25 protein-coding genes and 1 pseudogene are annotated in these 24,541 nt (G+C 70.0%); 14 read left to right on the top strand and 12 right to left on the bottom strand.

Translation table 11 applies throughout. The annotated features are described in order from the left end of the window. Positions 1 to 1,064: 1,064 nt before the first annotated feature. On the top strand, positions 1,065 to 3,773 hold the full coding sequence (locus tag ACF068_RS30935) for a Helicase associated domain protein (RefSeq protein WP_392277613.1): 2,709 nt from the start codon (positions 1,065 to 1,067) through the stop codon (positions 3,771 to 3,773). A 124-nt stretch (positions 3,774 to 3,897) separates the two neighbouring features. Here ACF068_RS30935 and ACF068_RS30930 read toward each other — a convergent pair whose 3' ends face one another. After that, positions 3,898 to 4,386, bottom strand: a complete 489-nt coding sequence (locus ACF068_RS30930; protein ID WP_392277612.1) for a hypothetical protein — start codon at positions 4,384 to 4,386, stop codon at positions 3,898 to 3,900. 268 nt (positions 4,387 to 4,654) lie between these two features. On the opposite strand from ACF068_RS30930, the gene ACF068_RS30925 reads away from it, so the two are divergent. The 3 genes from ACF068_RS30925 (at position 4,655) to ACF068_RS30915 (ending at position 7,995) form a co-directional block, all read left to right on the top strand. Further along, positions 4,655 to 4,867 carry a cold-shock protein gene (locus ACF068_RS30925; RefSeq protein WP_392277611.1) on the top strand — a complete coding sequence of 71 codons (213 nt, stop codon included), beginning with the start codon at positions 4,655 to 4,657 and terminating at the stop codon, positions 4,865 to 4,867. A 657-nt stretch (positions 4,868 to 5,524) separates the two neighbouring features. Beyond that, on the top strand, positions 5,525 to 6,898 hold the full coding sequence (locus ACF068_RS30920) for a cytochrome P450 (protein ID WP_392277610.1): 1,374 nt from the start codon (positions 5,525 to 5,527) through the stop codon (positions 6,896 to 6,898). Further along, complete coding sequence (locus ACF068_RS30915; RefSeq protein ID WP_392277609.1) at positions 6,895 to 7,995, top strand: terpene synthase family protein; 1,101 nt, start codon at positions 6,895 to 6,897, stop codon at positions 7,993 to 7,995. Before ACF068_RS30920 ends, ACF068_RS30915 begins: the two co-directional genes overlap by 4 nt. Positions 7,996 to 8,574: 579 nt before the next feature. Here the strand turns inward: ACF068_RS30915 and ACF068_RS30910 are convergent. Next, positions 8,575 to 9,543, bottom strand: a complete 969-nt coding sequence (locus ACF068_RS30910; protein ID WP_392277608.1) for a helix-turn-helix transcriptional regulator — start codon at positions 9,541 to 9,543, stop codon at positions 8,575 to 8,577. Between the two features lie 132 nt (positions 9,544 to 9,675). Between ACF068_RS30910 and ACF068_RS30905 the strand changes: the two genes are divergently transcribed. Beyond that, positions 9,676 to 10,623, top strand: coding sequence for a Gfo/Idh/MocA family protein (locus tag ACF068_RS30905; protein WP_392277607.1), 948 nt, complete (start codon positions 9,676 to 9,678; stop codon positions 10,621 to 10,623). Positions 10,624 to 10,699: 76 nt separating this feature from the next. Then, positions 10,700 to 10,909: pseudogene (locus tag ACF068_RS30900) on the top strand (helicase associated domain-containing protein); the annotation flags it as partial. 924 nt (positions 10,910 to 11,833) lie between these two features. On the opposite strand, the gene ACF068_RS30895 reads toward ACF068_RS30900, so the two are convergent. Further along, positions 11,834 to 12,010, bottom strand: a complete 177-nt coding sequence (locus ACF068_RS30895) for a hypothetical protein (protein ID WP_392277606.1) — start codon at positions 12,008 to 12,010, stop codon at positions 11,834 to 11,836. Positions 12,011 to 12,622: 612 nt separating this feature from the next. Between ACF068_RS30895 and ACF068_RS30890 the strand changes: the two genes are divergently transcribed. After that, the gene (locus ACF068_RS30890) at positions 12,623 to 12,865 is read left to right on the top strand and encodes a DUF6411 family protein (protein ID WP_064070239.1); all 243 of its coding nucleotides are present in this window, start codon (positions 12,623 to 12,625) and stop codon (positions 12,863 to 12,865) included. Here the strand turns inward: ACF068_RS30890 and ACF068_RS30885 are convergent. Further along, entirely contained in the window at positions 12,792 to 13,262 is a 471-nt protein-coding gene (locus ACF068_RS30885; protein WP_392277605.1) for a DUF6415 family natural product biosynthesis protein, read from the bottom strand. The genes ACF068_RS30890 and ACF068_RS30885 overlap by 74 nt on opposite strands. Positions 13,263 to 13,679: 417 nt before the next feature. Between ACF068_RS30885 and ACF068_RS30880 the strand changes: the two genes are divergently transcribed. Then, a complete protein-coding gene (locus ACF068_RS30880) occupies positions 13,680 to 13,826 on the top strand; it encodes a hypothetical protein (protein WP_392277604.1) in 147 nt (48 codons plus the stop codon). A gap of 161 nt (positions 13,827 to 13,987) precedes the next feature. Here ACF068_RS30880 and ACF068_RS30875 read toward each other — a convergent pair whose 3' ends face one another. The 3 genes from ACF068_RS30875 to ACF068_RS30865 form a co-directional block, all read right to left on the bottom strand. Then, positions 13,988 to 14,356 (bottom strand): STAS domain-containing protein, encoded by a 369-nt coding sequence (locus tag ACF068_RS30875; RefSeq protein WP_392277603.1) that lies wholly within the window; start codon positions 14,354 to 14,356, stop codon positions 13,988 to 13,990. Next, positions 14,353 to 15,777 (bottom strand): PP2C family protein-serine/threonine phosphatase, encoded by a 1,425-nt coding sequence (locus tag ACF068_RS30870; protein WP_392277602.1) that lies wholly within the window; start codon positions 15,775 to 15,777, stop codon positions 14,353 to 14,355. Before ACF068_RS30870 ends, ACF068_RS30875 begins: the two co-directional genes overlap by 4 nt. 283 nt (positions 15,778 to 16,060) lie before the next feature. Continuing rightward, a complete protein-coding gene (locus ACF068_RS30865) occupies positions 16,061 to 16,531 on the bottom strand; it encodes an ATP-binding protein (protein ID WP_392277601.1) in 471 nt (156 codons plus the stop codon). 163 nt (positions 16,532 to 16,694) lie between these two features. Between ACF068_RS30865 and ACF068_RS30860 the strand changes: the two genes are divergently transcribed. Beyond that, the gene (locus tag ACF068_RS30860; protein ID WP_392277600.1) at positions 16,695 to 17,063 is read left to right on the top strand and encodes an STAS domain-containing protein; all 369 of its coding nucleotides are present in this window, start codon (positions 16,695 to 16,697) and stop codon (positions 17,061 to 17,063) included. 1,194 nt (positions 17,064 to 18,257) lie between these two features. On the opposite strand, the gene ACF068_RS30855 is transcribed toward ACF068_RS30860, so the two are convergent. Next, entirely contained in the window at positions 18,258 to 18,626 is a 369-nt protein-coding gene (locus tag ACF068_RS30855) for a hypothetical protein (RefSeq protein ID WP_392277599.1), read from the bottom strand. 357 nt (positions 18,627 to 18,983) lie between these two features. On the opposite strand from ACF068_RS30855, the gene ACF068_RS30850 reads away from it, so the two are divergent. Beyond that, positions 18,984 to 19,613, top strand: coding sequence for a hypothetical protein (locus ACF068_RS30850; protein WP_392277598.1), 630 nt, complete (start codon positions 18,984 to 18,986; stop codon positions 19,611 to 19,613). A gap of 115 nt (positions 19,614 to 19,728) precedes the next feature. Further along, positions 19,729 to 20,013: a hypothetical protein gene (locus ACF068_RS30845; protein WP_392277597.1), complete on the top strand. Its 285-nt coding sequence runs from the start codon at positions 19,729 to 19,731 to the stop codon at positions 20,011 to 20,013. Between the two features lie 478 nt (positions 20,014 to 20,491). Here ACF068_RS30845 and ACF068_RS30840 read toward each other — a convergent pair whose 3' ends face one another. Continuing rightward, the gene (locus ACF068_RS30840) at positions 20,492 to 20,944 is read right to left on the bottom strand and encodes an SPW repeat protein (RefSeq protein WP_392277596.1); all 453 of its coding nucleotides are present in this window, start codon (positions 20,942 to 20,944) and stop codon (positions 20,492 to 20,494) included. A gap of 371 nt (positions 20,945 to 21,315) precedes the next feature. Here ACF068_RS30840 and ACF068_RS30835 point away from each other — a divergent pair, with 371 nt between their 5' ends. Next, positions 21,316 to 21,645, top strand: a complete 330-nt coding sequence (locus ACF068_RS30835) for a hypothetical protein (protein ID WP_392277595.1) — start codon at positions 21,316 to 21,318, stop codon at positions 21,643 to 21,645. Positions 21,646 to 21,894: 249 nt separating this feature from the next. Then, positions 21,895 to 22,041: a hypothetical protein gene (locus ACF068_RS30830; RefSeq protein ID WP_392277594.1), complete on the top strand. Its 147-nt coding sequence runs from the start codon at positions 21,895 to 21,897 to the stop codon at positions 22,039 to 22,041. 181 nt (positions 22,042 to 22,222) lie between these two features. Here ACF068_RS30830 and ACF068_RS30825 read toward each other — a convergent pair whose 3' ends face one another. The 3 genes from ACF068_RS30825 to ACF068_RS30815 all read right to left on the bottom strand — a co-directional run bounded on the left by ACF068_RS30825 (position 22,223) and on the right by ACF068_RS30815 (position 23,777). Then, complete coding sequence (locus tag ACF068_RS30825; RefSeq protein ID WP_030224583.1) at positions 22,223 to 22,426, bottom strand: cold-shock protein; 204 nt, start codon at positions 22,424 to 22,426, stop codon at positions 22,223 to 22,225. 388 nt (positions 22,427 to 22,814) lie between these two features. Continuing rightward, positions 22,815 to 23,027, bottom strand: coding sequence for a DUF4287 domain-containing protein (locus ACF068_RS30820; RefSeq protein WP_392277593.1), 213 nt, complete (start codon positions 23,025 to 23,027; stop codon positions 22,815 to 22,817). 78 nt (positions 23,028 to 23,105) lie between these two features. Further along, the gene (locus tag ACF068_RS30815; RefSeq protein WP_392277592.1) at positions 23,106 to 23,777 is read right to left on the bottom strand and encodes a DUF998 domain-containing protein; all 672 of its coding nucleotides are present in this window, start codon (positions 23,775 to 23,777) and stop codon (positions 23,106 to 23,108) included. Between the two features lie 115 nt (positions 23,778 to 23,892). Here ACF068_RS30815 and ACF068_RS30810 point away from each other — a divergent pair, with 115 nt between their 5' ends. Further along, positions 23,893 to 24,513, top strand: coding sequence for a TetR/AcrR family transcriptional regulator (locus ACF068_RS30810; protein ID WP_392277591.1), 621 nt, complete (start codon positions 23,893 to 23,895; stop codon positions 24,511 to 24,513). Positions 24,514 to 24,541 lie beyond the last annotated feature (28 nt).

The raw sequence follows: 24,541 nt of genomic DNA, 5'->3' as shown, positions 1-24,541 counted from the left end.
CCCGCGGAGCGGGTCCCACATCGCTGCGCGATGTGCAAGCGAACCCCCGCGCTGCGCGCGGGGGTTGCGCTCCCGCTCCGCGGGAGCGCTGGCGGGTGGCTGCGCCACCCGCTCACCCCGCCTGCTGCGCAGGCGGGGTGACGGTCCGTTCGCTGCGCTCCCGGACCGGGCGGGGCGTTGCCCCGCTTACCGGGCTTCCGCTGCGCTCCATCCCGGGTCGGCTCGTCCGCTTCGCTCCCTCGCCTCAACGGCCCTTTCGGCTGCGCCTCCAGGGCCGCTGGGGCCCGCTGACGCGGGCCGGGCTGGCTGGGAGGGGTGGGTCGCTCGTTCGTGTCAGGCTTGGTGTAGCGCGTGACTCGCGTTGATGCAGCATGTAGTGTTGGCAAAAATGTGTGAGTCCCTGTTCTCGGAGCGAAGGACCCGGCCTCATGCTGAGCGTGGGGGCTGTGCGCCGGGTGACGCGGCACCAGACAGCCGGGCGTGAATGCCCCGGTTGGAGGTGTTCGGGCTCTCTGGGGGGGGGCGTTCCCCAGGACGTGGACGACCTGGTGGCCGAGCTTGGAGGGTGGGGCGGTCGCCCTGGGGCGCAGCGAGGTGGTCGAGCTGGGCGCGGCATGGCGCCGGCCTGTCGGGGCGCGGTGTTCGCGGAGACCGGGATGGCGACGGCGTGACGCGGCCGAGGGCCTGGTGGGTATCGCGGACCGGCGCTGGGCGCGGCCGGGGGGGCGGTCGGCCGGGGCTGCTGAGGAGGGCGTACATCTCGCGTACATGCGACCGCATGAGCGGGGTGACGTGGTGCGTCTGGAGGCGTACGTCCGGGAGACCTCGTTGCCGCGCCCGGACACCGCGGAGCGGCGCCGGGCGCTGGAAGGCGCTGGAGGCGCTCAGTGAGGACGGGCGGTCTGCGCACGGCGCGCACGGTGAACAGCGACGGGACTGCGTCGTCCGTACGCGTGAGGCCACTACGACCCGGACGACGGGCACGCCCATCAAGAGTGGGGAGCCCGGTGCGAGCTTGCCCACCTGAAAGACCACGGGGATTCAAGCTTAAGAGAGACATAGAAATGTCAGCAATTCAGCTCAAGAAACACCAGCTAGACCAGCGATCCGCGTTTCGTAGGTGGGTGGGATTCCCTGCAAGATCATCCGTGCCCCCGCTGGGTGCCCGGGGCACCATCGTGTCAGCGACCGGCTCGGGCAAGACAATCACGGCCGCCGCGTGCGCGCTGGAGGCCTTCCCAGGCGGCAGGATCCTCGTCACCGTGCCGACCCTGGACCTGCTCGTACAGACCGCCCAGGCGTGGCGCCAGGTCGGTCACCGGGCCCCGATGGTTGCGGTGTGCTCGCTGGAGAACGACCTGGTCCTCAACGAACTGGGGGTGCGCACCACCACCAACCCGATCCAGCTCGCTCTGTGGGCGGGTTCCGGGCCGATCGTCGTGTTCGCCACCTACGCCTCGCTCGTGGACCGCGAGGACCCCGAAGACCCGACGGGGCAGGAGAAGGTCCGCGGGCCGCTGGAGGCTGCCCTGGCGGGCGGAGAGCGGCTCTACGGCCAGCAGATCGCCCCGTTCGACCTCGCCATCGTGGACGAGGCACACGGAACCGCCGGTGATCTCGGGCGGCCGTGGGCGGCGATCCACGACAACCAGCGGATCCCCGCCGACTTCCGGCTCTACCTGACCGCGACCCCGCGCATCCTCGCCGCTCCCCGGCCGCAGAAGGGCACCGGCGGCCAGGAGGTGGAGCTGGCGACCATGGCCGACGACCCGGAGGGGACCTACGGTGCGTGGATCGCGGAGCTCGGGCTGTCGGAGGCGATCGAGCGCGAGATCCTCGCCGGTTTCGAGATCGACGTCCTGGAGATCCGCGACCCCTCCCCCGTGATCGGGGAGTCGGAGGAAGCGCGGCGCGGCCGGCGCCTGGCGCTGCTGCAGACCGCGCTCCTGGAGCACGCCGCCGCCCGCAATCTGCGCACCGTCATGACGTTCCACCAGAAGGTCGAGGAAGCCGCGGCATTCGCGGAGAAGCTGCCCAAGACGGCAGCCAAGCTGTATGCCGGCGAGGTCTCGGGCGAGGACCTGGCGCAGGCGGACAAGCTCCCGAAGTCGTCGATCGACGCGGACTTCTACGAGCTGGAGGCCGGCCGGCACGTGCCGCCGGACCGGGTGTGGTCGGCATGGCTGTGCGGCGACCACCTCGTCACCGAGCGGCGCGAGGTCCTGCGCCAGTTCGCAGGCGGCATCGACGCAGCCGGGCACCGAGTGCACCGGGCGTTCCTCGCCAGTTGCCGCGTTCTCGGTGAGGGCGTCGACATCGTCGGCGAGCGGGGAGTCGAGGCGGTCTGCTTCGCCGACACCCGCGGCTCCCAGGTCGAGATCGTGCAGAACATCGGCCGGGCGCTCCGACTCAACCGCGACGGCTCCACCAAGGTGGCCAGGATCATCGTCCCGATCTTCCTGGAGCCCGGCGAGGACCCGACCGACATGGTCGCCAGCGCCTCGTTTCGCCCTCTTGTTGCGGTCCTCCAGGGCCTGCGTTCGCATGATGAGCGTCTGGTCGAGCAGCTCGCCTCACGTGCGCTCACCAGCGGGAAGCGCAAGGTCCACGTGCAGCGTGGCGAAGAGGGGCGGATCGTCGGCGCCGGCGGCACGGGCGACGGCGAGGACCAGGAGCAGGGCGACACCGGCGCAGCTGCCGAGTCAGCCCTGCTCCACTTCTCCAGCCCGCGCGACCCGGCGACCATCGCGGCCTTCCTGCGCACCCGGGTCTACCGGCCGGAGTCACTGGTGTGGCTGGAGGGCTACCAAGCCCTCATCCGGTGGCGGAAGGAGAACGAGATCACCGGCCTCTACACCGTGCCCTACGACGTCGAGGTGGAAGTAGGGGTCACGAAGGATTTCCCGCTTGGCCGGTGGGTGCATCAGCAGAGGAAGGCGCTGCGGGCCGGGGAGCTGGAGGAGCGGCGCAAGACCCTGCTGGACGCGCCGGAGGCCGGGATGGTGTGGGAGCCGGGCGAGGAAGCGTGGGAGAACAAGCTCGCAGCGCTCCGCTCCTACCGGCGGGCCACCGGGCACCTCGCGCCCCGGCAGGACGCGATGTGGGACGACCCGGCCGGCGGCGGCCCCGTGCCGATCGGGCAGCACATGACCAACCTCCGCAGGAAAGGCGGACTCGGGAAGGACCCGCAGCGGGCAGAGCAGCGCGCGCAACAGCTGACCGCGATCGACGAGGACTGGAACTGCCCCTGGCCACTGAACTGGCAACGCCACTACCGCCACCTCGCCGACCTGGTCGACGCCGACGGCCACCTGCCGGCCATCGAACCCGGGGTGCTGTTCGAGGGTGATGACCTCGGACGGTGGCTCCGGCAGCAGCGTAAGCCGGGGACCTGGGCACAGCTGTCGACCGAGCAGCAGCAGCGGCTGGCGAAGCTGGGCGTACAGCCCGACCAGGCGTCGCCTCCCGCCCCGGCAGCCGCTCCTGCGACGAAGGGCACGAGCAAAGCACAGCAGGCATTCCAGCGAGGCCTCGCGGCCCTCACGCAGTGGGTGGAGAAGGAGGGTGACCGGCCGGTCCCGCGCGGCGCGGTCGTCGAGATCGACGTCGACGGCGAGACCGAGCCGGTGCCTGTACGACTGGGCGTATGGATTTCGAACACTCGTGCGAGGCGTGACAAGCTCACCGCCGAACAGCTCACCGCACTCCGGGAACTCGGCGTCGACTGGGCCAAGCCGGTGACGATCCCCCAAACCGCCCCGGACTGCCCCTGACCGCTCCAGTGGCGTGACCGGACCCCTGGCCTCTTGAAGGCCGGGGGTCCGGTGCTCTACGCCAGCCTTCCGGACGGCGCGCTGTTAGTTAGGCGCAGGAGTGGTGGTTCGGGCTTCGACGGCGTCAGCACATGGTGACGGTGACTGAGCGGTCGGGGATGTCCACGCCGTTGTAGCCATCGGGAAGGCTCACACCCACTCGCTTGGTGGTGAAGGTGTATTCGCCGTGGCCTGCACAGTTGAAACGGAAGATGCGCTGGCCGCCATCCTGCCCTACCCAGAATCCGAAGGATTCGATCGACTCGATGATCTGGTCTCCCTTGCGGATCTCCAGGTCTCCGCCCATGTTGCATGATGTCCTGCTCCAGCCGATGGTCTGGCCCTTCCAACACTCGGATTCGATGCTGGCATGCGCACCGGCGTAGTCGCTGATGCAGTTGCGAGACACGACTGAGCTCCAGTTGTCCGCACTCCGCGAATCGGTTTGGGGTGTGCACTCCGTTACCGACCGCATGGCACCCGCGGCGTGCGTGGGGGCGATCGAGAGGGCGGAGCTGAGCGTCACCATCGCGGCCACAGCAATTACTGACTGCCGAGCTTTGCTGATCTTCATGAAGCACACAACGATCTAGGTGATCCCGAGTCACTGAGCGACGTCACGCTCCACGCCCTCACGGCTTCGACGCAGGTGTCTCTCCCTGTCAGGGCTCCAGCGGTGCTGCGGTGGCAAGCACGTCACAGGACATCCGGGTCGCATGTCCGTATCCGAGTCATGTGCCGGACTGTGACTGCGCGCTTAGCAGTCTTGGGCGCGACCTGGCATCCGCCATGCCAAGATCGATTCGGCGGCGCTGGGTCGCCACGCAGTCTTTGGAGTGGGCATGTCTGACCGGCAAACCGGCACGGTGAAGTGGTTCAACGAGGAGAAGGGGTTCGGCTTCATCACTCCGCAAGGGGGCGGCCCCGAGCTCTTCGTGCACTTTAGGGCCATTGAGTCCGATGGTTTCAAGTCCCTCAAAGAAGGCCAGACCGTCTCGTTCGTCGCCGAGCAGGGGCAGAAGGGCATGCAGGCGGCGCAGGTCCGCCCGGAGTAGCCCGCTTGCGGGCTCAGTGCCGCAGTGGGCGAAACTCGCCAACTGCGGTGTCCACTCGGGCGCGGGCACGCCACCGGTTCGGTCAAGGTTCACTCGGCCGTGTGGATGCGGGCGCATGTTCGGACAGGGCGGCGCCGACACCACTGACACTTCGGTTCATGAGGAGGGCGTCGGCGGAGAAGCGCCGGTCGGCCGTCAAACGGTTGTCCCAGGTACGGGAGGACGAGGTGCTGACCGCCGCGCACGGCCGTACTGTCGTGACCGCGCTGGACGTATCGGAGGCGGAAGATGGCGGTGGGTCGCGCCGCCGAAGACGACGAGCCGTCCGTACGGCCCGGCTACGAGCTGAGCGACACCGACCGCGCGGCGTTCGACCGCGGCTTACAGAACTACCCCGCACCCGGGGGCCGCTGTACGTCTGCCACGCCAGCAGCCGGTCGTGGTAACGCTCGTCCTCGAAGGACTCGGTGTCTTAGGCACTGATGCGGTGGTCAGCAGGTGCTTCCGCCCGCTCCCGCCGGCGGCGGAGCCGGTACGCGGCGGCCACGCAGTTGGGCCCGAAGAAAGACGGACTGCCTTCATCCGAGCGCGGGTATCTCTCACCTGGCAGCAGTACGGCCCCGTGTCATCGGGGGGACACGAGGAGGACTGGGGCCTGTGCAGCAGCAGATCGCCGTAGTCGCGGGTCCGCTCCCGCTCATCGGGCATGCTTACCGGCTTCTGCGGGACCCGCTCGGATTCCTCATGGACCAGCGCGGCGAGGCGGCGGTATCGCGAGTGCGGATCGCGAACCGTACGGCTTACCTGATCAACGAGGCCGGGGCGGCAGGACAGGTGCTGGTCTCGTCCCAGTTCGACAAGGGCGGTCCGTTCATGGAGACCGCGAGGGTCCTCGTCGGCAACGGAGTGATCACCTGCAGCAACGCCGACCACCGGCGCCAGCAGCCGGTCCTGCGCCCCGCCTTCCAGCGCGACCTGGTCGCCGCGTACGCGCCGGTCATGAGCCAATGCGTCAGTCAGGCCATAGAAACATGGCGGGAAGGCGACACCATCGATGTGGGCGAGCAGATGTACCAGCTGGCCGCACAGGTGGTGGCACGGACCCTGATCTCCGCCCCGGCCGGGCAGGAAGCGGCGGACACGATGGGCCGGGCGCTGCCGGTGCTGCTGCGCGGCATGTTCCGCCACATGCTGATCCCCTGGCCCTGGGTGCACCGCCTGCCGTTACCTGCCAACCGGCGCTTCGCCCGCGCACGCACGGACCTGGCCCGGGCCGTCGGCAACGTCATCGCCGAGTACCGGGAATCCGACACCGGCAGGGGCGACCTGCTGTCCCAGGTCATGGCCTGTCCGAAGGACGGCGGGCCGCGGTTCGACGACCGTGAGGTCCGCGACCAGGTTATGTCGATCCTGGCGGCAGGAGTGGAGACCAGCGCCTCACTCCTGGCGTGGACTTTTCATGCCTTGTCCGCCTGTCCCCACGTCGAACAGCAGCTGTGGGCTGAGGTCGATAACGCTCTTGCCGGGCGTTTGCCGGTGTTCGACGACCTGCCGCGCCTGCTCCTCACACGGCGGGTGTTGACGGAGGCGCTGCGGTTGTGGCCACCGACCTGGATGCTCAGCCGGGTCGCCCTCGCGGACACCGTGGTTGCGGGCTTCGCCATCCCCGCTGGCGCAGACGTCATCATCTCCCCCTACGCCCTGCAACGGGACCCGCAGGTCTTCGCCGACCCTGAGGCGTTCGACCCCGACCGGTGGCGGCCTGAGCGCCTCACGCCGGCCATGCGCCAGGCGTTCACCGCCTTCGGCGGCGGGCGGCGTAAATGCCTCGGCGAGTTCTTCGGCATGACCGAAGCCGTCCTCGCCCTCGCCGGGATTAGCAGCCAGTGGCAACTGCGCGCCCCCTGCGGGAAGCCGGCTCGCGCGGTGCCGCGTTTCCTCCTCACCCCCGAGGGCGGACCCTTGACCCTTCACCGCCGCATCTCCGCGCACGGCCATCACATCCCCCCGAGCTCACGGGACGAGCGGTGACCGGCGACGCAGCTGATACGAGCCCCCGCCCAGGGATACCCCCAGGCGCTCGGCCGTCGGAAGACCTGTCGGCCTATCCCTCGTTCCGGTTGCCGCTCTTCCCCCGGTTCACCCCGGCCCTGCGCCGTCCAGGTATCGAGCAGGACGAAAGACGCTTCCGGCAGTGGCTGGCCGACCGCATGCGCGGCGCCTTCGCCGACGAGAAGAGCCTGCAGGAATTCCTGGAGCACCGCACCACCTTGTGGAACCTGCTGGTGTACGCCACCGCCCGCGCCGACCGAGTGGGATTGATCTGCCACTGGATCGACGTCCTGTTCAGCATCGACGACGCCTTCGCCCAGCATCCGCCGTCACAACTGCGACGCCTGGGCATCCCCCTGTTGCCCGCCGTCCTCGACGGCCGACCGATCCCGGACCAGACTGCCTACACCCGGGCCTTCCACCTGCTGCGCGAACAGAGCATGTCAGTCATGCCGCCCGGCGTGTGGGAACGCTACGCGCACACGCTGAAAGGTTTCCTCAGTGCGTGCCGCCTCGAACGGGAATTGGTGAAAGAGGCCAAGGCGATCGATCTGGCGACCTACGAGGCGTACCGGGCGGTGTCGATCGGGGAGTGCTGCTTCCCGCTGGCCGAGTTCGGCCTCGGCATCGACCTGAGCGATGCCACCTCTCGGCTACCCGAGCTGCGGCGCCTCAACACGCTGGTGGGCCGTCACTGGATCGCCGTCAACGACATCTTCTCCTACCGAAAGGAGCTCTACAGCGGCGACACCATGAACGAGATCCAGCTCGCGCTTGCCGACAACGGCGGCGACCTCCAGGGCGCCGTCGACCGCATCGCAGCCACGGTCCACCGCGTCGAGGACGACTTCCACCAGCTCTGCGAACAACTCCGTGCCCGGCCGCAAGGACGAGGCGCCGACATCACCGCGTACCTGGAAGCGCTGAAGTGGATGATCGCCGGAAACCTCGAATGGTCTTACATCACCCCCCGCTACAACGGTAGGGGCCACCGCCTGGACGGCCCCCTCGACGCCACCGTCATCCTCATGCCTGATCGCACCCACTACGTCCCGGGACCAACCGTCCTGGTCTGACCTGCGCGGTTGTCCGGCCGCCGTACGGCCGTGAGGCGCCCTGTGAAGCGCCCACCAGGGCGCCTTGGCGAACGCCCTGGTGGACGTCCTGAAAGGCGCTTTGCGAGGCGCCCCAGCATGAGCGTCGGCTCTGTCGCGCAACAGGGGCCAGCCCGGCGAAACCCGCCCCATAGGCTCGCTTCATGCGAGGAGTCCACGGCTTCCACACCTTGTCCTTCGCCGCCCTGTACATCGAGGCGTGGTACCGCTCCCGGGGTGAGGCCCCGGACAAGTGCCTCGGGCCGGCCACCGGCTTTCTCATGGGGGTCCCCCGGGGACTACTGGCTCGTCACCGCTCGCCATGTAGGGAACGGACGCCGCTCCGATACCGGGAAGACCATAAGCCCGGACGGACTGTGCCCCGACTACATCGAAACGGCGGGGCTCCGACCTCGCGCACGTCGTACCCGGTGGGCGGGTGTTCGGCACGTTCATGCCGCGCGCCCCGATAAAGCGTCGCTGTCCCGGATCTACTGATCAGTCCAGCTCGCGCGATCGAGGCCACCGCGCACTCGCCCTGGAGCACTGAGAGGTCGGCCGTCAATCGTTCAGGGCATTTGCGGTACGGCGGGTGGTGCGGCGGAGGTAGTGGGTGACGGCGGGGTCCGCGTCGAGGGTGTATTCGGCATCGAGGGCGGTGAGGGTCTGGGCGATGCGGGTGAGGGAGTCGCTGGAGGTGTCCAGGGTGCAGGTGGTGCCGGTGACGGCGCGGACGCGGTCGGCGAGTGCTCCGGTGCGGGCCCGCACGGTCTCAGCGGGGGCCTGGACGGTGGCGACGGCCCGGTAGCGCGCCGGGGCTCCGGCGATTTTCGAGGCGAGGTAGGCGGCGGGGTCGGGGCCCGGTGCGGGGAGTTCCCGGGCGGGGACGCGGAAGCCGGTGGGGGCGGGGTCGGTGATTCGGTCGAGGCGGTAGATGCGCCAGTCGTCCTGGTGGGTGTCGTGGGCGATGAGGTACCAGAGGCTGCCGTAGGCGACCAGGCGGTGCGGCTCGACGCGGCGGGAGGCGTGGGCGTGGTGCCGGGTGGTGTAGTCGAAGGTGATGATCTCGTGGTCGCGGCAGGCGGCGGCCAAGGTGGTGAGGACGGCGGGGGCGGCCCGGGGTGAGGGGGTGTCCCACGCGAGGGTGGTGGTGGCGTCCTGGAGGGCGGCGGCCTGGATGCGGAGGCGGGCGGGCAGGACCTGTTCGAGTTTGGCCAGCGCGCGCAGGGCGGCTTCCTCGAAGCCGGTGACATGTCCGGCCGCGGTACGCAGGGCGACCGTGAGCGCGACGGCTTCGTCGTCGTCGAGCAGGAGCGGGGGCATGTCGGCGCCGGAGGCGAGGCGGTAGCCGCCGGCGTGGCCGCTGACGCTGTCGACCGGGTAGCCCAGGTCGCGCAGGCGGTCCATGTCGCGGCGGACGGTGCGCACGGTGACGCCGAGGCGGTCGGAGAGTTCGGCGCCCGACCATTCGCGGCGGGTCTGGAGCAGGGCGAGCAGCCGCAGAATCCGGGCGGGCATGTCGGTCGTCATGGCCCCCAGTGTGCCGTTCTTGGAGGACACCTGATGTCCTCGAAGGGTCCTAGCGTGGAGTCATGCCCGGTGGTCGGCCGCAGCCGCTGCCGGCCCCAGGAGAAGAGCACCCCCGCTCCAGGAGAGACCCTTATGAAGATCGCACTGCTCGGTACCGGATTCGGTATCGCTCACGCCGGCGTCTACGCCTCCCGCCCCGACGTCGAGGTCGTGGTCTTCGGACGGAGCCCGCAGAAGCTGGAGGGCTTCGCGGACAAGTTCGGCTTCGCCACCACGACCGACCTCGACTCCGTCTACGACGACCCGGCCGTCGACCTGGTCGACATCTGCCTGCCCACGCACCTGCACACCGAGCACATCCTGCGCGCCCTCGACGCGGGCAAGCACGTGCTGTGCGAGCTGCCCCTCGCCCCCAGCGTCGAGGAGGCCGAGCGGATCTGCGCCGCGGCCGAGGCGAGCGGGAAGCGGGTGTTCGTCGACCTGTTCATGCGCCTGCACCCCGCCGTGCGCCACCTGCACCAAACGATCGCCGACGGTTCGCTGGGACAGCTGAAGTCGCTGCGCTCCTACCGCAAGGCGGGCCCGATCTGGGGGCCGGTGCCCCTGGGCGTGGACAAGCTGGCGCTGGAGGTCATGCTCTCCGACCTCGACTACGTCGCCGCCGCCTTGGGCCTGCCCCGCACCTTCCACGCCCGCGCCGTGGCCGCGGACTCGCAGCGGGCCGGGGCGGAAACGATCCTCGCCTACGACGACGCGGTGGTCGAATTCACCGCCTCCACCATGGTCCCGGCCGCCTACGGCGTCGCCCACGGCTTCGAGGCGACCTTCACCAACGGCGTCCTGGAACTGCACGAACGCCCCTTCGAGCAGACCGGGCCGCAGATGCGGCTGACCGAGTACACGGCCGCCGGCCGCCGCGAGATCGAGCTCACCCCCACCGACAACTACAGCGCCGCGATCAACCACGTCCTGAACTGCCTCACCACGGGCGCCCCGGACACACTGCTCACCCCCCGTGCGGCGACCGACAGCCTGCGCCTGGCCCTCGACATCCACCAGGCCCTCACCACCGCCCCCTGACCCTCGCGGCCCCGGCCGGGCGCACCCTATGCGCCCGGCCGGACAGCCTGCCGCACCGCCTCGGATGCAGGACCTGGGGGTGCTGTTCGAGGGCGACGACCTGGGCAAATGGCTGGAGCGGCAGAAGAACCCGGGTACCTGGGCGCAGCTTCTCCCCGAGCAGCAGGAGCGGCTGTCGAAGCTGGGCGTGCAGCCCGACCAGGCCACGTCTCCCGCCCCGGCGGCGGCTCGTACGACAAAGCGCCCGAACAAGGCACAGCAAGCGTTCCAGCGCGGACTGACAGCTGGAGGCGGTGACTGATTGGGCGTGTTGGTCGTGCTGCTGCGCGCTGGGCTGCCGCCGTTTCGATATCGGCGGCTGGCTGGGCGGTGGCTTCTTGCAGGGCGGGGTCGTCGAGGACAGCTTGGTGCAAGGCTCGGGCCTCACGCCATTGGTTGATCTCTTCCTCGAGGTCGGTCAGGGCCTGCTCGCTGAGCAGGGCCTGTTCGGCTTCGGTGGGGGTGCTGAACCCCTGGGATGTGGCAGCATCGGTGGCTTCGCTGGTGCGGGTGTGCAGGGTTTGGCTGGCGGTGGCTGCCGTGTGGGATGCCTCGGCTGCCTGCTCGAGGTGGTCGCCGGTGCGGGTGAGGTCGTCGATGCGGGCCGCGAGGGTGGTGGCGGTGCCGCGGGCGGCGTCGAGTATCGCGGTGGGTTGTGCCTGCCGTTTGGACAGGTTGTCGTAGTTGGCGTTGCGGTCGGACGGGCCGGCGGTAGCGGTGCTGTCCTGTTGGGTCATGGCCGTGTCTTCGCGATCGAGTGCGAGGAATTCCTCCTCGACATTCCTGCGGTCGGCGGCACGTTTGAGGGAGTCGGCCAGCTGATTGGTGAGTGTGTTGTGGTCGGCTTTGAGGATGTCCAGCGAGGTGTCGCCGACTTCGCCCCTGGCGGCGGCGGCGTTTTCGCGCAGCTGCTGCAGCTCGGCTGCGATCTCGTCTCGCTGCTGCTGGAGGAGCTGGTGGGTGTCTTCGGCAGCTTGTTCGTCCTCGCGCGTCGGGTGCCCGTCAGGAGCGTGGGCAGGGTTCGGGTGGGAGCAGGAGCCGCACACCGGACACGGAACGCCGTCGGTGAGGCCGGTGGCGAGTTCGTGACAACCCGGCAACTCTCAGACGCCGAGCTCGCCACCGGGTTCCACCGGCATCGGTCTGTCACCCACGCCATCTCCCCCAGCACTCAGAGACGGCCGTTCGTGTGGAGCTCGGCCCGGAGGGCGGTCACCGCGTCGCCGGAGACGGCCACTCCGAGCGCGCCGTCTAGCTTCACGTCGACGCGCACCCGGACGTCTCCCGGTCGGCCCATCGCCGACCCCTGACGGCCCGTGAAGGTGAGTCGCCCGGTCGGCGCCGGCACGATTGCGTGCCGTACCAGGTAGGCGCCGAGAGGTCCGTGCCCATTCGCCGCGGAGCGGCAGCGCAGGCGGGCCGACAGTGGCCGGCGCGCTACGTCGCCTTCGGCCTGGTCCACACCGGCGGCCTGGACCTGACCGGCATGCCCTGCGTACGGCGGCGGAGCGAGCTGGAGGCGCTGTTCACGCGGCGGGGCCTTACGGCGCCGTTCACGCTGTGCCCGTCGACCACCGACCCGGCCACAGCCGCGGAGTGGCTTATATGGACGGCCGCCGGGGTCGAGGGCCTGTGCTTCAAACGGCTCGACGAGCCATATACAGGCGGTGCGCGGGCGTGGCGTAAGCACAAGGTGCGGGCCACCACCGCAGCCCTCGTAGGGGCGGTCACCGGGTCTCTGGCCGCGCCGCGCACGGTGCTAGGCCGCCAGGACGACGCGGGTACCGGCCGGCGGCCGTATGACGGAGTGGCCCGGGGCCTGAGGCGGCCTCGGCCGTACGGCGACCTCGGCCAGCGGCCGTACGACGGCCGGAGCCGGGGCGTGACCGAGGGTTCGACGGGTACACGCGGTCGCACACGACGAAGCGTCAGCGCACCACCGAGGAAGTGGGGTCCAACCATGATGATCGCCGGAATCATCGCCGTCTGCGTCATACTCGCCGTTCTGGCGTTCTTCCTGCCCCGCCTCTCCAAGCACCCCGAGCGCGGTACTCAGAAGACCCTCGGCCTGGGTTCCCGCGCGGGCGGCAAGGCCCCCGGCCCGCTGGGCCGCCTCTTCAGCAAGCCGTTCAGCAGCAGCTCGAAGGCAGTCGGCAAGAGTGGCTCGGCCGGCCGCCGCATGCGGGGCCACATGCCCTTCTGACCCCACGTCCCACTCGGCCCGGCCCGCAACCCCCGTCGGCGGCCGGGCCGCGGTGTGTCTGCGAGGCGAGCAGCAGAGTCTGCTCGCGCTGCTCGATCTCCTCGATCGGCTGGGAGAGGCAGCCGGCGGCTTCGCGGAGAATGACGTCGGCGAGGGCGCCGCGGCCGTCGTTCTCCGGCAGGGCGGCAGCGTGGCGCCGGACGTTGGCGGCAAGCGCGCGGGCGTGGCCGGTGAGCTGGAGGGCGAGCTGCACCAAGTCGCTGGCGGTGAGGATGTCCTGGTCGGTCCAGGCGAGGACGGCGTTGACGAGGCACTCGTACGGTTCGCGATCGAGCGGGAGCCCGGCTTCGATCAGGCCGTCGGGGTCGTACAGGACCGTGTGGGTGCTGGTGTGCATGGCGGGCCTCGCTGCCGAGAGCGTCGTGTGCGGGTGGCCGGCGGTCACCAGTGGGGGTCCTCGCCGCCGCCAACTCCGTCGTCCTGGTCCTGGTCGTGCTGGCCGAGGAAGCGGGCGTAGCCGCGGTCGGCGCGTGCCGGCAGGGCCGGGGAAGGCCGGTCGAAGGCGGAGGGGCTGGAGGCTGCGTCCTTCGGGTGCGTGTCCGGTGGGTGTGGGTGCGCTCATGGGGCACCGCCTTCTGTTGCTGGGCTGCGTCGGTGTTGTTCGACGCTATGGAGGCCGCCACCCAGCCGATCCTGCTGGCACCGGCCCTGCCGGACACCGTCCCCGTCGCCTGTCGACCGAGACGAAGTCGGCTCTAAAGACGACCGAATTCTTCATCTACCTCGCCTCCGTGGTCGCGGTACTGATCCTTCCATGGTCGTGGGCACCGAAGAGGGACACACCGACTGCTTCCGCGCCGACAAGGCATGGCTGTACATCGTGATCCTGACCGTCGGCTACATGATCAGCCGCGGGCCGGCCAAGTCCGGCAGCCGCGACCCCTACGACGAGTCCCACTAACCCGGCGGGGAAAGGCAGCATCCGGTGTGCTGCACGCCGCGGCCCGACGTGTAGCGCCTGGCGGAGCGGATGAGCGCGCGTCGCGACCAGTACGTTGGTCGCGGCGCGCGCTTGGTCATGTGCTAGCCAGCTGTTGGAGCCGCCCTGGCGAGCGAGAGGTTTCAGGCAGTGGTGCGGTTGCTTTGGCGTGCGGCAAGCGCGGCGTCGGCGCTGGGAAAGGTGGGCAGGAAGGTGTCCATCCCGGTGACGCTGAGCAGGCGGCTCAGCCGGTCGGGGATGGCCGCCAGGGTCAGCGAGCCGTCGGCGTCCTTGGCGCAGCGCCAGATGCCGACGAGGGCACCCAGCCCTGAGGAGTCGCAGAAGGTGATGCCCGACAGGTCAGCGACCAGGTCGGGGTGTCCGGCCGCCATGAGTTCCAGGGCGCGGGCCCGCACGGCGGGTGCGGTGGTGATGTCGAATTCACCGGACAGTGCGATCACGGCCAGGGCGCCGTCGGTGTGCGGGACGTCGATGTGGAGTGCGTCGGTCATGGGCGTCGGTTCTCCTGCCCGACGGAGACGTCGGCGGTCGGGGCGGCGGCGCTGTGGACGGTGGTGGTGATACCTGCGGGAGCGGCATCCGCGGTGGGGACGGACAGGGCCAGCAGAGCCACGTCGTCGCGTTCGGTGTCGGGGAGGGTATCCAGGAGCGCGACGGTGTCGTCGATCAGGGCACCGGCACTGACCGGCGCCGGCCGGTGGGCCAGGAAGTCGAGCAGGCCCGTGTCGGCGAGCATGTGGCCATCGGCGGTGCGTGCCTCGGTCAGGCCGTCGGTGTAGAGCAGCAGTCCCTGGCCGGGTGCCAGGTGCAGGGTGCGTGAGGCGAAGGCGGCTTCGGCGATCGCGCCGACCAGCATGCCGCCCTCGGCGCGGACCGGCTCCACCTGTACACCGCCTTCCTCGGTGGGGTTCAGGTGGTAGGCGGGCGGGTGGCCGCCGGTGGCCAGCGTGACCGTGAAACCGCCATCCCGGACCGGGTCCAGCAGGCCGAAGATGGCGGTGCAGAAGCGGGTGCCGACCGCCGCGTCCAGCAGCAGCGCGGTGTTCAGGGCTTTCAGCGCGGCCGTGGGGTCCGCGTCGACGAGGGCTGCGGCCCGCAGCGTGTAGCGGGTCAGTGAGGTGACCGAGGCGGCTTCGGCGCCCTTGCCGCACACATCGCCCAGGAAGAACGCCCACCGGTCCCCGCCGACGGGGAAGACGTCGTAGAAGTCACCGCCCACTTCCTGCGGGGAGGCGGTCTTGTAGTGGCAGGCCAGCTCCAAGCCCGGTACCGCGGGCAGGACGGGAGGCACCAGGGTGCGCTGCAGGGTGGAGGCGAACGCGGCGATGGCCGCCTTGTCCCGCTCCGCGCGCTGCCGGGCCTCTTCCTCCGCCTGGCGCTTGTCCTGCTCGACCTTGCGGCGCTCCTGCTCGGCGCGCACCACGTGCAGCGCCGACAGCCGCAGCTCAAGCTGGTCACGCACCACCGCCGCCAAGTCCGCGAGTGTGGCCGAATCCGCCTGGCTGATCTCGCGGGGGCGGGTGTCGAGGACGTTGACCGTGCCCAGCCGGTACCCGTCGGCGGTGATGATCGGAGCGGCGGCATAGAACCGCACCCCCATCGGGCCGGCGACCAGGGGGTTGGAGCAGGCGACCGGGTCGAGCAGGGTGTCGGGGATGACGGTGGTGTCATCGGTGAGGACCGCCGAGGCGCACAGGCCCGGGTCGCGGCCGATCTCGGTGACGCCTTCCAGGCCGTGCGTGGCCTTGAACCAGATCCGGTCCTCGTCCACGATCGTCACCGTCGCCACCGGCACCTCGAACAGACGCGCGGCCAGCGCTGCGACTCTGTCGTAGGCGCCGTCCGGAGGGGTATCGAGAATGTCGTAACGGCGCACCGCCGCCATCCGCGCCGCCTCGGCCGACGCGGCCACAGGCCCGCTCGGTGCTATCGCAGGCGGGCTCGCTTGCTCCGGCATAACCCTCGTCTCGCTCATCCCCCCCAGGAAGGCGCCGACCAGACAGTCAGCACCCAGGCACTGTACCCAAACGCCTCACCGCACCCGGGTTCGTGGCCGCTCGGGGTGCGGAGAGTGGTCACAAGCAGCGGCTGCTCATCCCCGGGCCCAGGGCGCGGGGGGGTGCGTCGGGGCGCGGGTCGACCAGGGCATGGCCGCCGTACCACTGCGGCTGCCCGGTGGTCAGGGCGACGCCGTCTTACTGGTCGGCAATGGCGCGGTCGGGGATGTCCAGGAGGGCGAGGCGGGCGGTGATGCGTTTGCCGACCGGTTCCCGCTGCGCCTCGAAGCCCTGGGCGACGGCCAGGACGATCTCCAGGCCGTGCTGCCCGACCCGGCCGGTGTCTGCGGCCCGCGCGATCGGCAGTTCCGGGTCGGAGTCCCATACCACGATCTCCACCGTCTCGCCGGTGATCCGCAGTTCCATCAGCACCGGGCCGGGCGCGTACTTGCGGGCGTTGGTGACCAGTTCACTGACCACCAGCTGCGTGAGGTCCACAGCGCGCTGGGAAACCAGCACCCCGCGCTCGGTCTGTGCCCGGGTGAGGAACTGCGTTGCCAGGTGGCGGGCCTGGGCGATGACCGTGCCGTCACCTTCCAGGGCCACCGTGGTCTGCATGATCTGCTCGCCTGGTGCGGTGCCGCCCTCATCCACAGAGACTGCTTCCATCACGGCCCACTTCCGCCACCCCGTTCACACCCCCGCGCGTACCCGCGCCCGCGCGGTACACGCTCCACTCTCCTGCGTCGGCTCCCCACCCGGCACAGCAGCATCGCCCGGACGTGCAGGGCAGCACTTCAGGCGGAAGGTCTTGGTGTGCAAGTATCACCGAATGGCCGAGGGACAAATGACGGACACCAAACAGGTCGGCGGACTGTCGGTCGTGACCACCTTCACGGAAGGCGTCCGCGTGCTGACCCTGGCCGGGGAGATCGACCACCACACCGGCGATCAGCTGCGCCGGGCCCTGGAGGTCACCGACACCGCCAGGCCCCGCATCGTGATCGACATGCGCCAGGTCACCTTCATGGACTCCACCGGCATCAACATCCTCATCGCCGCCTACCAGTCCGTCACCAAAGTCGGCGGCTGGCTCCGCCTGGCCGCACCCACCGACTCCGTCCTTCGGGTCCTGCAACTCGTCGGCGTCGACGACGTCATCGACTGCCGCGAAACCCTCCGCCAAGCTCTCGGCAACTGAGCACTCCCCGAGGCGCTGCTGCGCGCTGACCAGCCGGTCCAGGCGCGAAGCGGAGCGGCCCGCGAGCGCGCGGCCGTACGGCGGAGCGCGGAGCGGCCCGGCGCGGCGGCGGAGCGGCGCGCGGCGATGGCGGACAGCCGTACGGGGCGAAGCGGACGCGGGCCGGTCGGCAACAGCCCAGCGGGAGGGGCGGGCAACAGCCCAGGGGAAGGCGGCGGGGCGGCACGGCGCGGCCCCGGCACGCAGGGCGGCGGGGACGGCGGGCAGCGGACGGCGGAGCGCGTGGAGCGGCGACGGCGAACGGTCCGGGACTGCGGCGAAGGCAGAGCGGGCGGGCGCGGCGGAGGCGGCCGCATGACGGGCGACGGACACACGACCGCGACCCGGCGCGGGACGGTGCCGACACGCGCGGCCGCGCGTACGGCGGCGCGGAGCGTCCACCGGCCCGAGCGCACGCCGGAGCCCGCCGGGGCGGTGAAGAGCGGCGACGCGGGAGCGGGACTGACGCGCCGGCCCGTACGGAGCGACGGGCACAGAGCGCGGAACGCGCGCACGCAGGGGGCGAAGCGCGGCGAGCACGCGCAGGTCGTACGGCGGGCAGCGGACGGCGGACAACGGCCCGGGCGGCCCCGGGCGCGGCGGCGGAGCGACGCGAACGGCAGAACCGCCCGGCGCGCGCGGACGACGACCAGCCCAGCCCAGTACAGCGCAGCGCCGGCCGTACGACGGACGGGGGCATGGGAGCGGGACCGCGGCGGCGCACGGCGGGCAAGCGGCCCGAACGGACAGCAACCCCGGCGCAGCACGGCGCGGTCGTGCGGCGGGCTGCCGGAACCCGCGGAGGCGGCGAACGCGGCCAGCTCGACCCGGACCCGGCGCAAGCCCGTGGCGGAGCGGCGTGGGAGCTGCACCGACGCAGCGACCCTCGCGAACGCCGCAGCAGCAGGTCGCGCGCGGCGCAACGCCCGAACGGCGCGGACGACCAGCCCAAACGCACAGCAGAGCGCGGCTGCGCGGCCCCGGGGCCGGCGCGCCGTACGGCGACCTGGCAGGCCCCGTACGGGAGCCGGACGGCGCGCGACCCCGGCACGGGGTGAAGCGGAGCGGCGGCGGCGGCAAGGACACCTCCACCACACCGGCGACTTCGGCAGAATCAAGGCCCGGCAGCGTCGACAACGCTCGCGACCAAGATATTCAGGTCGTATGGGGCGTCTTGCCCGACACGAGTGCCTCGAACAGCGGCCAGCCGTCCTCTTCCCGCACACCGTTCCCGGCGGGAAACAGACCGCGAGTCATGGCCTCGTCCAGGAAACGGCGTACCACCCCGGGTTCGTTGAGGTTAAGGACGCGGCCCCCCGCGCCGATGATCTCGCCCTCGCCCAGGGGCCAGCCCGCCGCCGCGCCGCTCTCGCCGGAGCGGAAGACCAAGCGGAGTTGGGCCTGTGGCGCGTCGGCCCGACGCAGGGACAGGGTCTCCTGGCAGTTCGGGTGCCGATGCCGTCGGCCCCAGAGCCAGACGGTGTCGCCCACCATCAGCGTGCGCAGCACGCCCTTTCGTCGCATCCGCCAACCGTAACCTCGGGAACTCGGTGAACCAGAGCCCCGCAGGGGGCATCACGAGGACACCACGCAGCCGATCCCGGACGCCGGGCGGGGACCTCGAACGGCGCGGCATACGCAGCGGGGAAGGCATGGATACCTCCGACGACGCCATGACCCGCTCGGAAAGGGCCCGCCGCGATGTAGCGGTTCACCGGCTTCCCCCGGGGGCGCGGCCGGTGCCGGGCGCTGCTCCGTCTCCACCGGGCGGGGGTGGGGTTCCTCCAAGTGCGCGCCTCATCTGGCAGGTGCCGTCGATCACGATGAGCCTGAGTTCGGTGTCCTGCACCCGCAGGGACGCGTGTGTCTGGAAGGACTCAGATGTCTGAACGCAACACGGTCATGCGCAGTCTGCATGACATCGGCCTGGCAGCTTGGTTCGGGGGCTCTCTCATGGGGGCCGTCGGCTTGAACGGAGCGGCGCGCAACGCCGTGAAGGAGCCGGTTCTTGCCGCACGGCTCGCCAGCGCCGGCTGGGCCGCCTGGACACCGGTGAACGCGGCCGCGATCGGCGCTCACCTGGTGGGCGGCGCCGGCCTGCTGGGGGCCAACAGTGCCCGGGTGGCCTACCAGAGCGGCGTGGGCGCCTCCACCCTCGCCAAGACGGTCCTCACCGGAGCCGCGCTCGCAGCCACCGCCTACAGCCGCATCCTGGGCAAGAAGATCGAACTCGCCGCGTCCCCCGACTCCGAGGATCAAGAGGCTGCCGCCGACCACCCCGTGGACTTGGACCAGGCTCAGCGCCACCTCGCCATGCTGCAGTGGGCCGTACCCGCTTTGACGGCCGGGATGCTCGTGCTCAACGCCCTGCACGGAGAGCAGCAGCGCCCCGAGCAGCAGCAGGCAGGAATGCTTCGGCGCGCCGCCTCACCCCTGGCCATGGCAGGCGGCAGAAGTATGGCCGCCGTACGCCGTACCTACCACCACGGCCCGATGGCCGGCCACTGCTGAACCCCCAGGCGGCTTGCCCTTCGGCCCTGTGCCGGAGGCTGGTCGGTCAGCTGCTCGTTGGCCCGATTTCGACCCGCCCACCGTACCCGACGTCACTCACGCAAGGAGACAGGCTATGGCCAGAGCGACCACGACCAAAGTAAGGCAGCCCGTTACGGACGACAGCATCAAGGTGCGCCAACTCAGCCACTACCAGTTCAGCTGGGTCGCAGGTGAGCCCGCTGCCCCAGGCACATTCACCCTGCAGCTCGTACTCGACGAAGGGGCCTGGGAAGAGGTCCTGACCGTCGACGCCGACGACGCCGATGCCCTCCAGGACCTCCTGCGCAGCACCCCGACCGTGCACTACGACGTCAGCCGCCGAACCCTCATGTTCGGCGTCACCGCCGTCGGCACCTGAACGACAGACAACCGACCCCACCGATGGCGGGGGGACTGTGAAGAGAACGGTGTAACTCCAATCGTGGAAGAGTGCACCTGTGACCAGCGAGAACATAGCCGAACCGTCTGAGGCAGGGGCTGCGTCGGCGACGGCGGATGACCAGTTCCTGAGCGAGCTCGCGGCCCGAGCCCAGGCTGAGGGCCAGCAGCTGACGGGTGAGGGCGGGCTGCTCCAGCAGCTGACGAAGAGGCTGCTGGAGTCCGCTCAATCCCTTCCTCCCCCGTCTCCGCGTTCCTTGTCCCGACAATCGATGCGAACAAGGACGGGTTAGACAGGGTGATCGGGCTGCTGCTCTCCCGTTGGAGAAGTCCGGCCCGCTGACACGGCACCAATAGGTGTACGTTCGAGCCGCGTTGCCAGGCGCTGGCCGGGCCGGGATGTCGGTGGCGACGGTGAACTCGGGGTGTCGGTGGTCGCCGGGCATGGCGTGGTGTCGTCACGCGCCGGGGTGGCTGCGCCTGTCGTGGGTGCGGTCGCGGGCTGCTGAGGCGGCGGCGAGGGCGAGGAGGGTGGCGATAGCGCCGGTGATGAGGTTGCTGGTGATGGAGCGGGTGCGGGCGACGTCTCCGGCGACGACCCAGGGGGCGATGCAGGTCCAGAGGCCGATGGCGGCGGCGGCCCAGGCCATGGAGTGGGTGCGTTCGTAGGAGTTGCCGAGGCCGCCGAGGAGCAGCGTGTAGGCGATGCCGGCGATGAGGTTGGTGACCGCGAGGGTGGTGAAGCCGTTGAAGCCGGCTATCCAGGGGGACGCGGCGAGGTAGAGGCCGGTGAGGAGGGCCAAGGCCTCGATCATCTGGGCTCGGGGGGTGGCGGCGGCACGGTCGTGCCGGGCGTGCAGATCCATCAGGTCGGGGTGCTCTTCGATGGGCGTGCGGTGGGTCGACGCCATGATGACCTCCAAAGGCGGACGCTTACCCGCCGCATACCCATAAATATGACGCAAATACCCCAATAGGCACATTCCGCCTGCCACTGTGGAGCATCAAATCTGTACACTCGGTTACTGGGTGATCCCCGAATGCCGCCGGGTCCGCGCACATCCCGGGGCCTGATGGTGCGGCGGGCGTTCTCCAGGTGACTGATCTTGGGCTGGAGACCATGAACTGCTCGGCCACTTCGGTGCTCTTCAACCCGCTGGCCAGGCGGAACCGGCGGAGCTCGGCTCCCAGACCGCGTCTCCTGACGGTGGGGTTAATGTTCGCCGTGGGCCCGCATTGACGGGGACCCGAGATCGATCGGACTGGTGCCCAGCCTGGCCCATTGACTGGCAGCGGCCCGACCGCCGCCCGGGACACCACTCTCAGCCGCTGCGCGGGAGCACAAGCCGGCCACACCGCCCTCGCCCACCTACCAGGCTTCCGCACCGGCGACGCCCTCGCCTCCACCGTCCTCACAGCAGCCGCACCAGACCGCATGGCCATCTACGACCGGCGAGCCCACAGCGGACTGCGCACTCTCGACATCCCCCTCAGCCACGCACCCGGCCGCTACAGCCGCTACATAGAACGGATCGACCAACTCCTCGCCGCCGCCCCAGCCCCCATCCGCACCTGGGCCCCCGCGACATGGACACCGCCCTGTACTGGATGACCGCATAACAGCACTCAACGAACCTGATCAACACACCCGGAACATGACCACACCCGACCAACGGCCGCTCCACCTGACAAAAAAGCAGCTCAGCGTCCCCGGTCCCCATCACCAAACCGTGATGGCTCGGCCCGGAGCCCTATCACCCCCGACACCAAACTGATCAGCCCAGTCCGGCCCACCACACACTGATCAGAAAAACCGCCCCTGGACAATGGAGCATCTGTCCGCGATCGGGATGCGCTGGACATGATAGGCATCGTCGTCACTGCGGCCGCCGCGCTCGCGGCCAGCTATCCGCTCGGGCGACTGCGCCCGTGGCAGCGGCTGGGCGGCTGGGCGGCCGATCAGGTCCCCTTCACCGGGGCGTGGGCCCGGGGCGGCTTCGGCCACTAGGCCGTCGTCGTCCTGGTCCACGCCGTCACCGCGCCGCGCACGAGATGGCGCATCATGCGCGCCCCAGCCACCGAGACACAGGCGCCCACGCTCCACTCTCGACACAGATCAGGGTTGCGCAGCAACAGCCTGCGCAACCCTGCGTCGGTAGGCCGCAGATCCCGCCGGCTGCGGCGAGAGGTCAGGCCGGGTTGATGTTCTCGGCCTGGGGGCCCTTCTGGCCCTGGGTGACGTCGAACGTCACCGTCTGGCCTTCCTGGAGCTCACGGAAGCCCGAGGAGTTGATCGCCGAGTAGTGGGCGAAAACGTCCGGGCCGCCCCCGTCCTGGGCGATGAAGCCGAAGCCCTTCTCCGCGTTGAACCACTTCACAGTTCCCGTAGCCATGTTCCATGCCTTCCAGTCGACGGACGCCTCCCGCACCATGCGGGAGGCGGAGGTAATCGCCCTGGTTCCTGCGGCACAGCACAGCAAAACGCCCACGCCTTCGGCGTGGGCAAAGGGGAACTTCCGAACCACGACAGCTAACGGAAACGGTACACGCTCGCACACCCCGTCACCAGAGGAACGTACCCGTTGGGTAGGTGCGCGGTATGCGGCGGACGGGGTGCCATCTCAGGCTGCGGCCGGCGGGAGAACCCGACGAGTAGGCGACCTCGGGCTGCCGGTTGCCATGCTCCGCTCCGGGTTGTCCGGAGGTCGGTCAAGCAGTGCGGCCTCCCGCAGTTGATCACGCGAGAGGCCGTTGTCTCCCTTGTTCGGGGTCAGGCGGGGGTCACTTTTTGCTGTCTTCGGCGAGGGTGTGCGCGACGAGGGCGTTGGCGTGTCCGTGGCCCAGGCGGTGCTCAGTCTTGAGCCAGGCGACGAGCTCCATGTGCTTGGTCAGGGGCGAGGAGCGGATCAGGTCCTTCCACTCGGCGATCGGGCGGCCGTACTTCTTCTCGATCGAGGGGAAGTAGCTGGCGGGGCCCTTCACTGGTTCGGTCATGCTGCTGAATCCCATCTGCCCATACTTAGTGATCTTGGATCGTCGCCCTGCCGGGAGTGGCGGGCAAGGAAGGGGTGGCTACCCCCGCGCCGGGGGCGCCGCGGCCCTCAGCCGGATGGTGACCACGGTGAGCCAGAGGAGGCCGAGTCCGGCTCCGGCGGTGAAGGCCAGGACGGTGGCGGACGAGCCGACGAACCCCATGAGGATTCCCGCCGGGACGATGCGGGAGGCGACGGCCCACCCGCGCCGGTTCTGGGCGGCAAAGCGACGGGCCAACACGGTGAATGCGGCGCACAGCGCCAGGTATCCCACCATGCCGCTGAACATGTGGATGGCGCCGTGCGTGCTCAGGGAGGCGGCGCGGGCCTCGGGGGCGCCAGCGGGGAACCCGGCGCCCGGGTCCGCGGCGAAGGTACCGGCGAGCAGGAACGAAGCGCCGAACACGCCGACCACCCGCGGTGCCCAGGTGCAGCCAGGCGCATCACGCAGCGCCTGGCGCATTCCGACCGCACCGGCGATGACCAGGACTCCCGTGAGCAGGAAGGTGGTGACCTGGATCCATCCGAGGTCGCCGAGGCTCAACTGGCTGAGGGCATTGCGGGTGAAGTCGAAGCCGTCGCGAGTGAGGCCCTGTATCAAGCCCGTGCCCAGGAACAGCGGGCCGGCCACGGCGGCGGCGCTCAGCAGGGCCCGCGTTGCCGGCCGGGCTGGAGCGGACGCAGAGATCGGGGCGCTGATGGTCTGGGTCATGTGTCTTCCTCGGCGAAGCCAATATCGGAACTAGACGGTGTGGTACTGATTGGAACTGGACGGTACGGTACTCATTCAAGTACTGGACTGTCCAGTACTTAATTCGGGAGGTGGCGTGGAAGCACGCGAGCACAGCCGGTCAGCGCTGAAGCGCCAGGCGATCATGGAGGCCGCGACCAGCGCGTTCATGAGCAAGGGATACTCCGGCACCAGCATGGACGACATCGCGAAGCTGGCCGCGGTGTCCAAGCAGACTGTCTACAAGCACTTCGAGGACAAGGAGAAGCTGTTCGCCGAGATCGTGCTGGCCACCACCGACCGTATCGACGCCATGGTCGACCTGGTGGCCGACATCCCCGCGGAAGCCGACACCCTGGACGAAAGCCTCACCCGGCTTGCCCGCCAGTTCCTCGCCGCCCTCACCCAGCCGCAGGTCATCCAGCTGCGCCGCCTGATCATCGCCAACGCCGACGTCTTTCCCGAACTCGGCGCGGCCTGGTACGAACAGGGCTTCGAACGGGTCCTGGCCACCCTGGCGGCCACCTTCCAGCGCCTCACCGACCAGGACCTGCTCCGATGCGACGACCCACTCCTGGCCGCCCACCACTTCTCCGGACTCCTGCTGTGGATCCCCGTGAACAGGGCCATGTTCCACGGCAGCCCCCAGCACACCGAGGCCGACCTCGATCACTACGCCACCGCCGGCATCCGGGCATTCCTCGCCGCCTACCGCTGACACACCGACCCGACACACCCTTGAGGGG

Origin of the sequence: Streptomyces sp. NPDC016309, assembly GCF_043077235.1 — a bacterium.
In the GTDB taxonomy this organism is placed as follows: domain Bacteria; phylum Actinomycetota; class Actinomycetes; order Streptomycetales; family Streptomycetaceae; genus Streptomyces.
Note: the sequence above shows the minus strand (reverse complement) of the source record. Positions and strands in the feature narration are given on the sequence as shown.

Coding starts and splice junctions, on each gene's coding strand:
- ACF068_RS30935 (WP_392277613.1), top strand. CDS start 1,065: ATGTCAGCAATTCAGCTCAAGAAACACCAGCTAGACCAGCGATCCGCG.
- ACF068_RS30930 (WP_392277612.1), bottom strand. CDS start 4,386: ATGAAGATCAGCAAAGCTCGGCAGTCAGTAATTGCTGTGGCCGCGATG.
- ACF068_RS30925 (WP_392277611.1), top strand. CDS start 4,655: ATGTCTGACCGGCAAACCGGCACGGTGAAGTGGTTCAACGAGGAGAAG.
- ACF068_RS30910 (WP_392277608.1), bottom strand. CDS start 9,543: ATGACGACCGACATGCCCGCCCGGATTCTGCGGCTGCTCGCCCTGCTC.
- ACF068_RS30905 (WP_392277607.1), top strand. CDS start 9,676: ATGAAGATCGCACTGCTCGGTACCGGATTCGGTATCGCTCACGCCGGC.
- ACF068_RS30890 (WP_064070239.1), top strand. CDS start 12,623: ATGATGATCGCCGGAATCATCGCCGTCTGCGTCATACTCGCCGTTCTG.
- ACF068_RS30885 (WP_392277605.1), bottom strand. CDS start 13,262: ATGCACACCAGCACCCACACGGTCCTGTACGACCCCGACGGCCTGATC.
- ACF068_RS30880 (WP_392277604.1), top strand. CDS start 13,680: ATGGTCGTGGGCACCGAAGAGGGACACACCGACTGCTTCCGCGCCGAC.
- ACF068_RS30875 (WP_392277603.1), bottom strand. CDS start 14,356: ATGACCGACGCACTCCACATCGACGTCCCGCACACCGACGGCGCCCTG.
- ACF068_RS30865 (WP_392277601.1), bottom strand. CDS start 16,531: ATGGAAGCAGTCTCTGTGGATGAGGGCGGCACCGCACCAGGCGAGCAG.
- ACF068_RS30860 (WP_392277600.1), top strand. CDS start 16,695: ATGGCCGAGGGACAAATGACGGACACCAAACAGGTCGGCGGACTGTCG.
- ACF068_RS30855 (WP_392277599.1), bottom strand. CDS start 18,626: ATGCGACGAAAGGGCGTGCTGCGCACGCTGATGGTGGGCGACACCGTC.
- ACF068_RS30850 (WP_392277598.1), top strand. CDS start 18,984: ATGTCTGAACGCAACACGGTCATGCGCAGTCTGCATGACATCGGCCTG.
- ACF068_RS30845 (WP_392277597.1), top strand. CDS start 19,729: ATGGCCAGAGCGACCACGACCAAAGTAAGGCAGCCCGTTACGGACGAC.
- ACF068_RS30840 (WP_392277596.1), bottom strand. CDS start 20,944: ATGGCGTCGACCCACCGCACGCCCATCGAAGAGCACCCCGACCTGATG.
- ACF068_RS30830 (WP_392277594.1), top strand. CDS start 21,895: ATGATAGGCATCGTCGTCACTGCGGCCGCCGCGCTCGCGGCCAGCTAT.
- ACF068_RS30825 (WP_030224583.1), bottom strand. CDS start 22,426: ATGGCTACGGGAACTGTGAAGTGGTTCAACGCGGAGAAGGGCTTCGGC.
- ACF068_RS30820 (WP_392277593.1), bottom strand. CDS start 23,027: ATGACCGAACCAGTGAAGGGCCCCGCCAGCTACTTCCCCTCGATCGAG.
- ACF068_RS30815 (WP_392277592.1), bottom strand. CDS start 23,777: ATGACCCAGACCATCAGCGCCCCGATCTCTGCGTCCGCTCCAGCCCGG.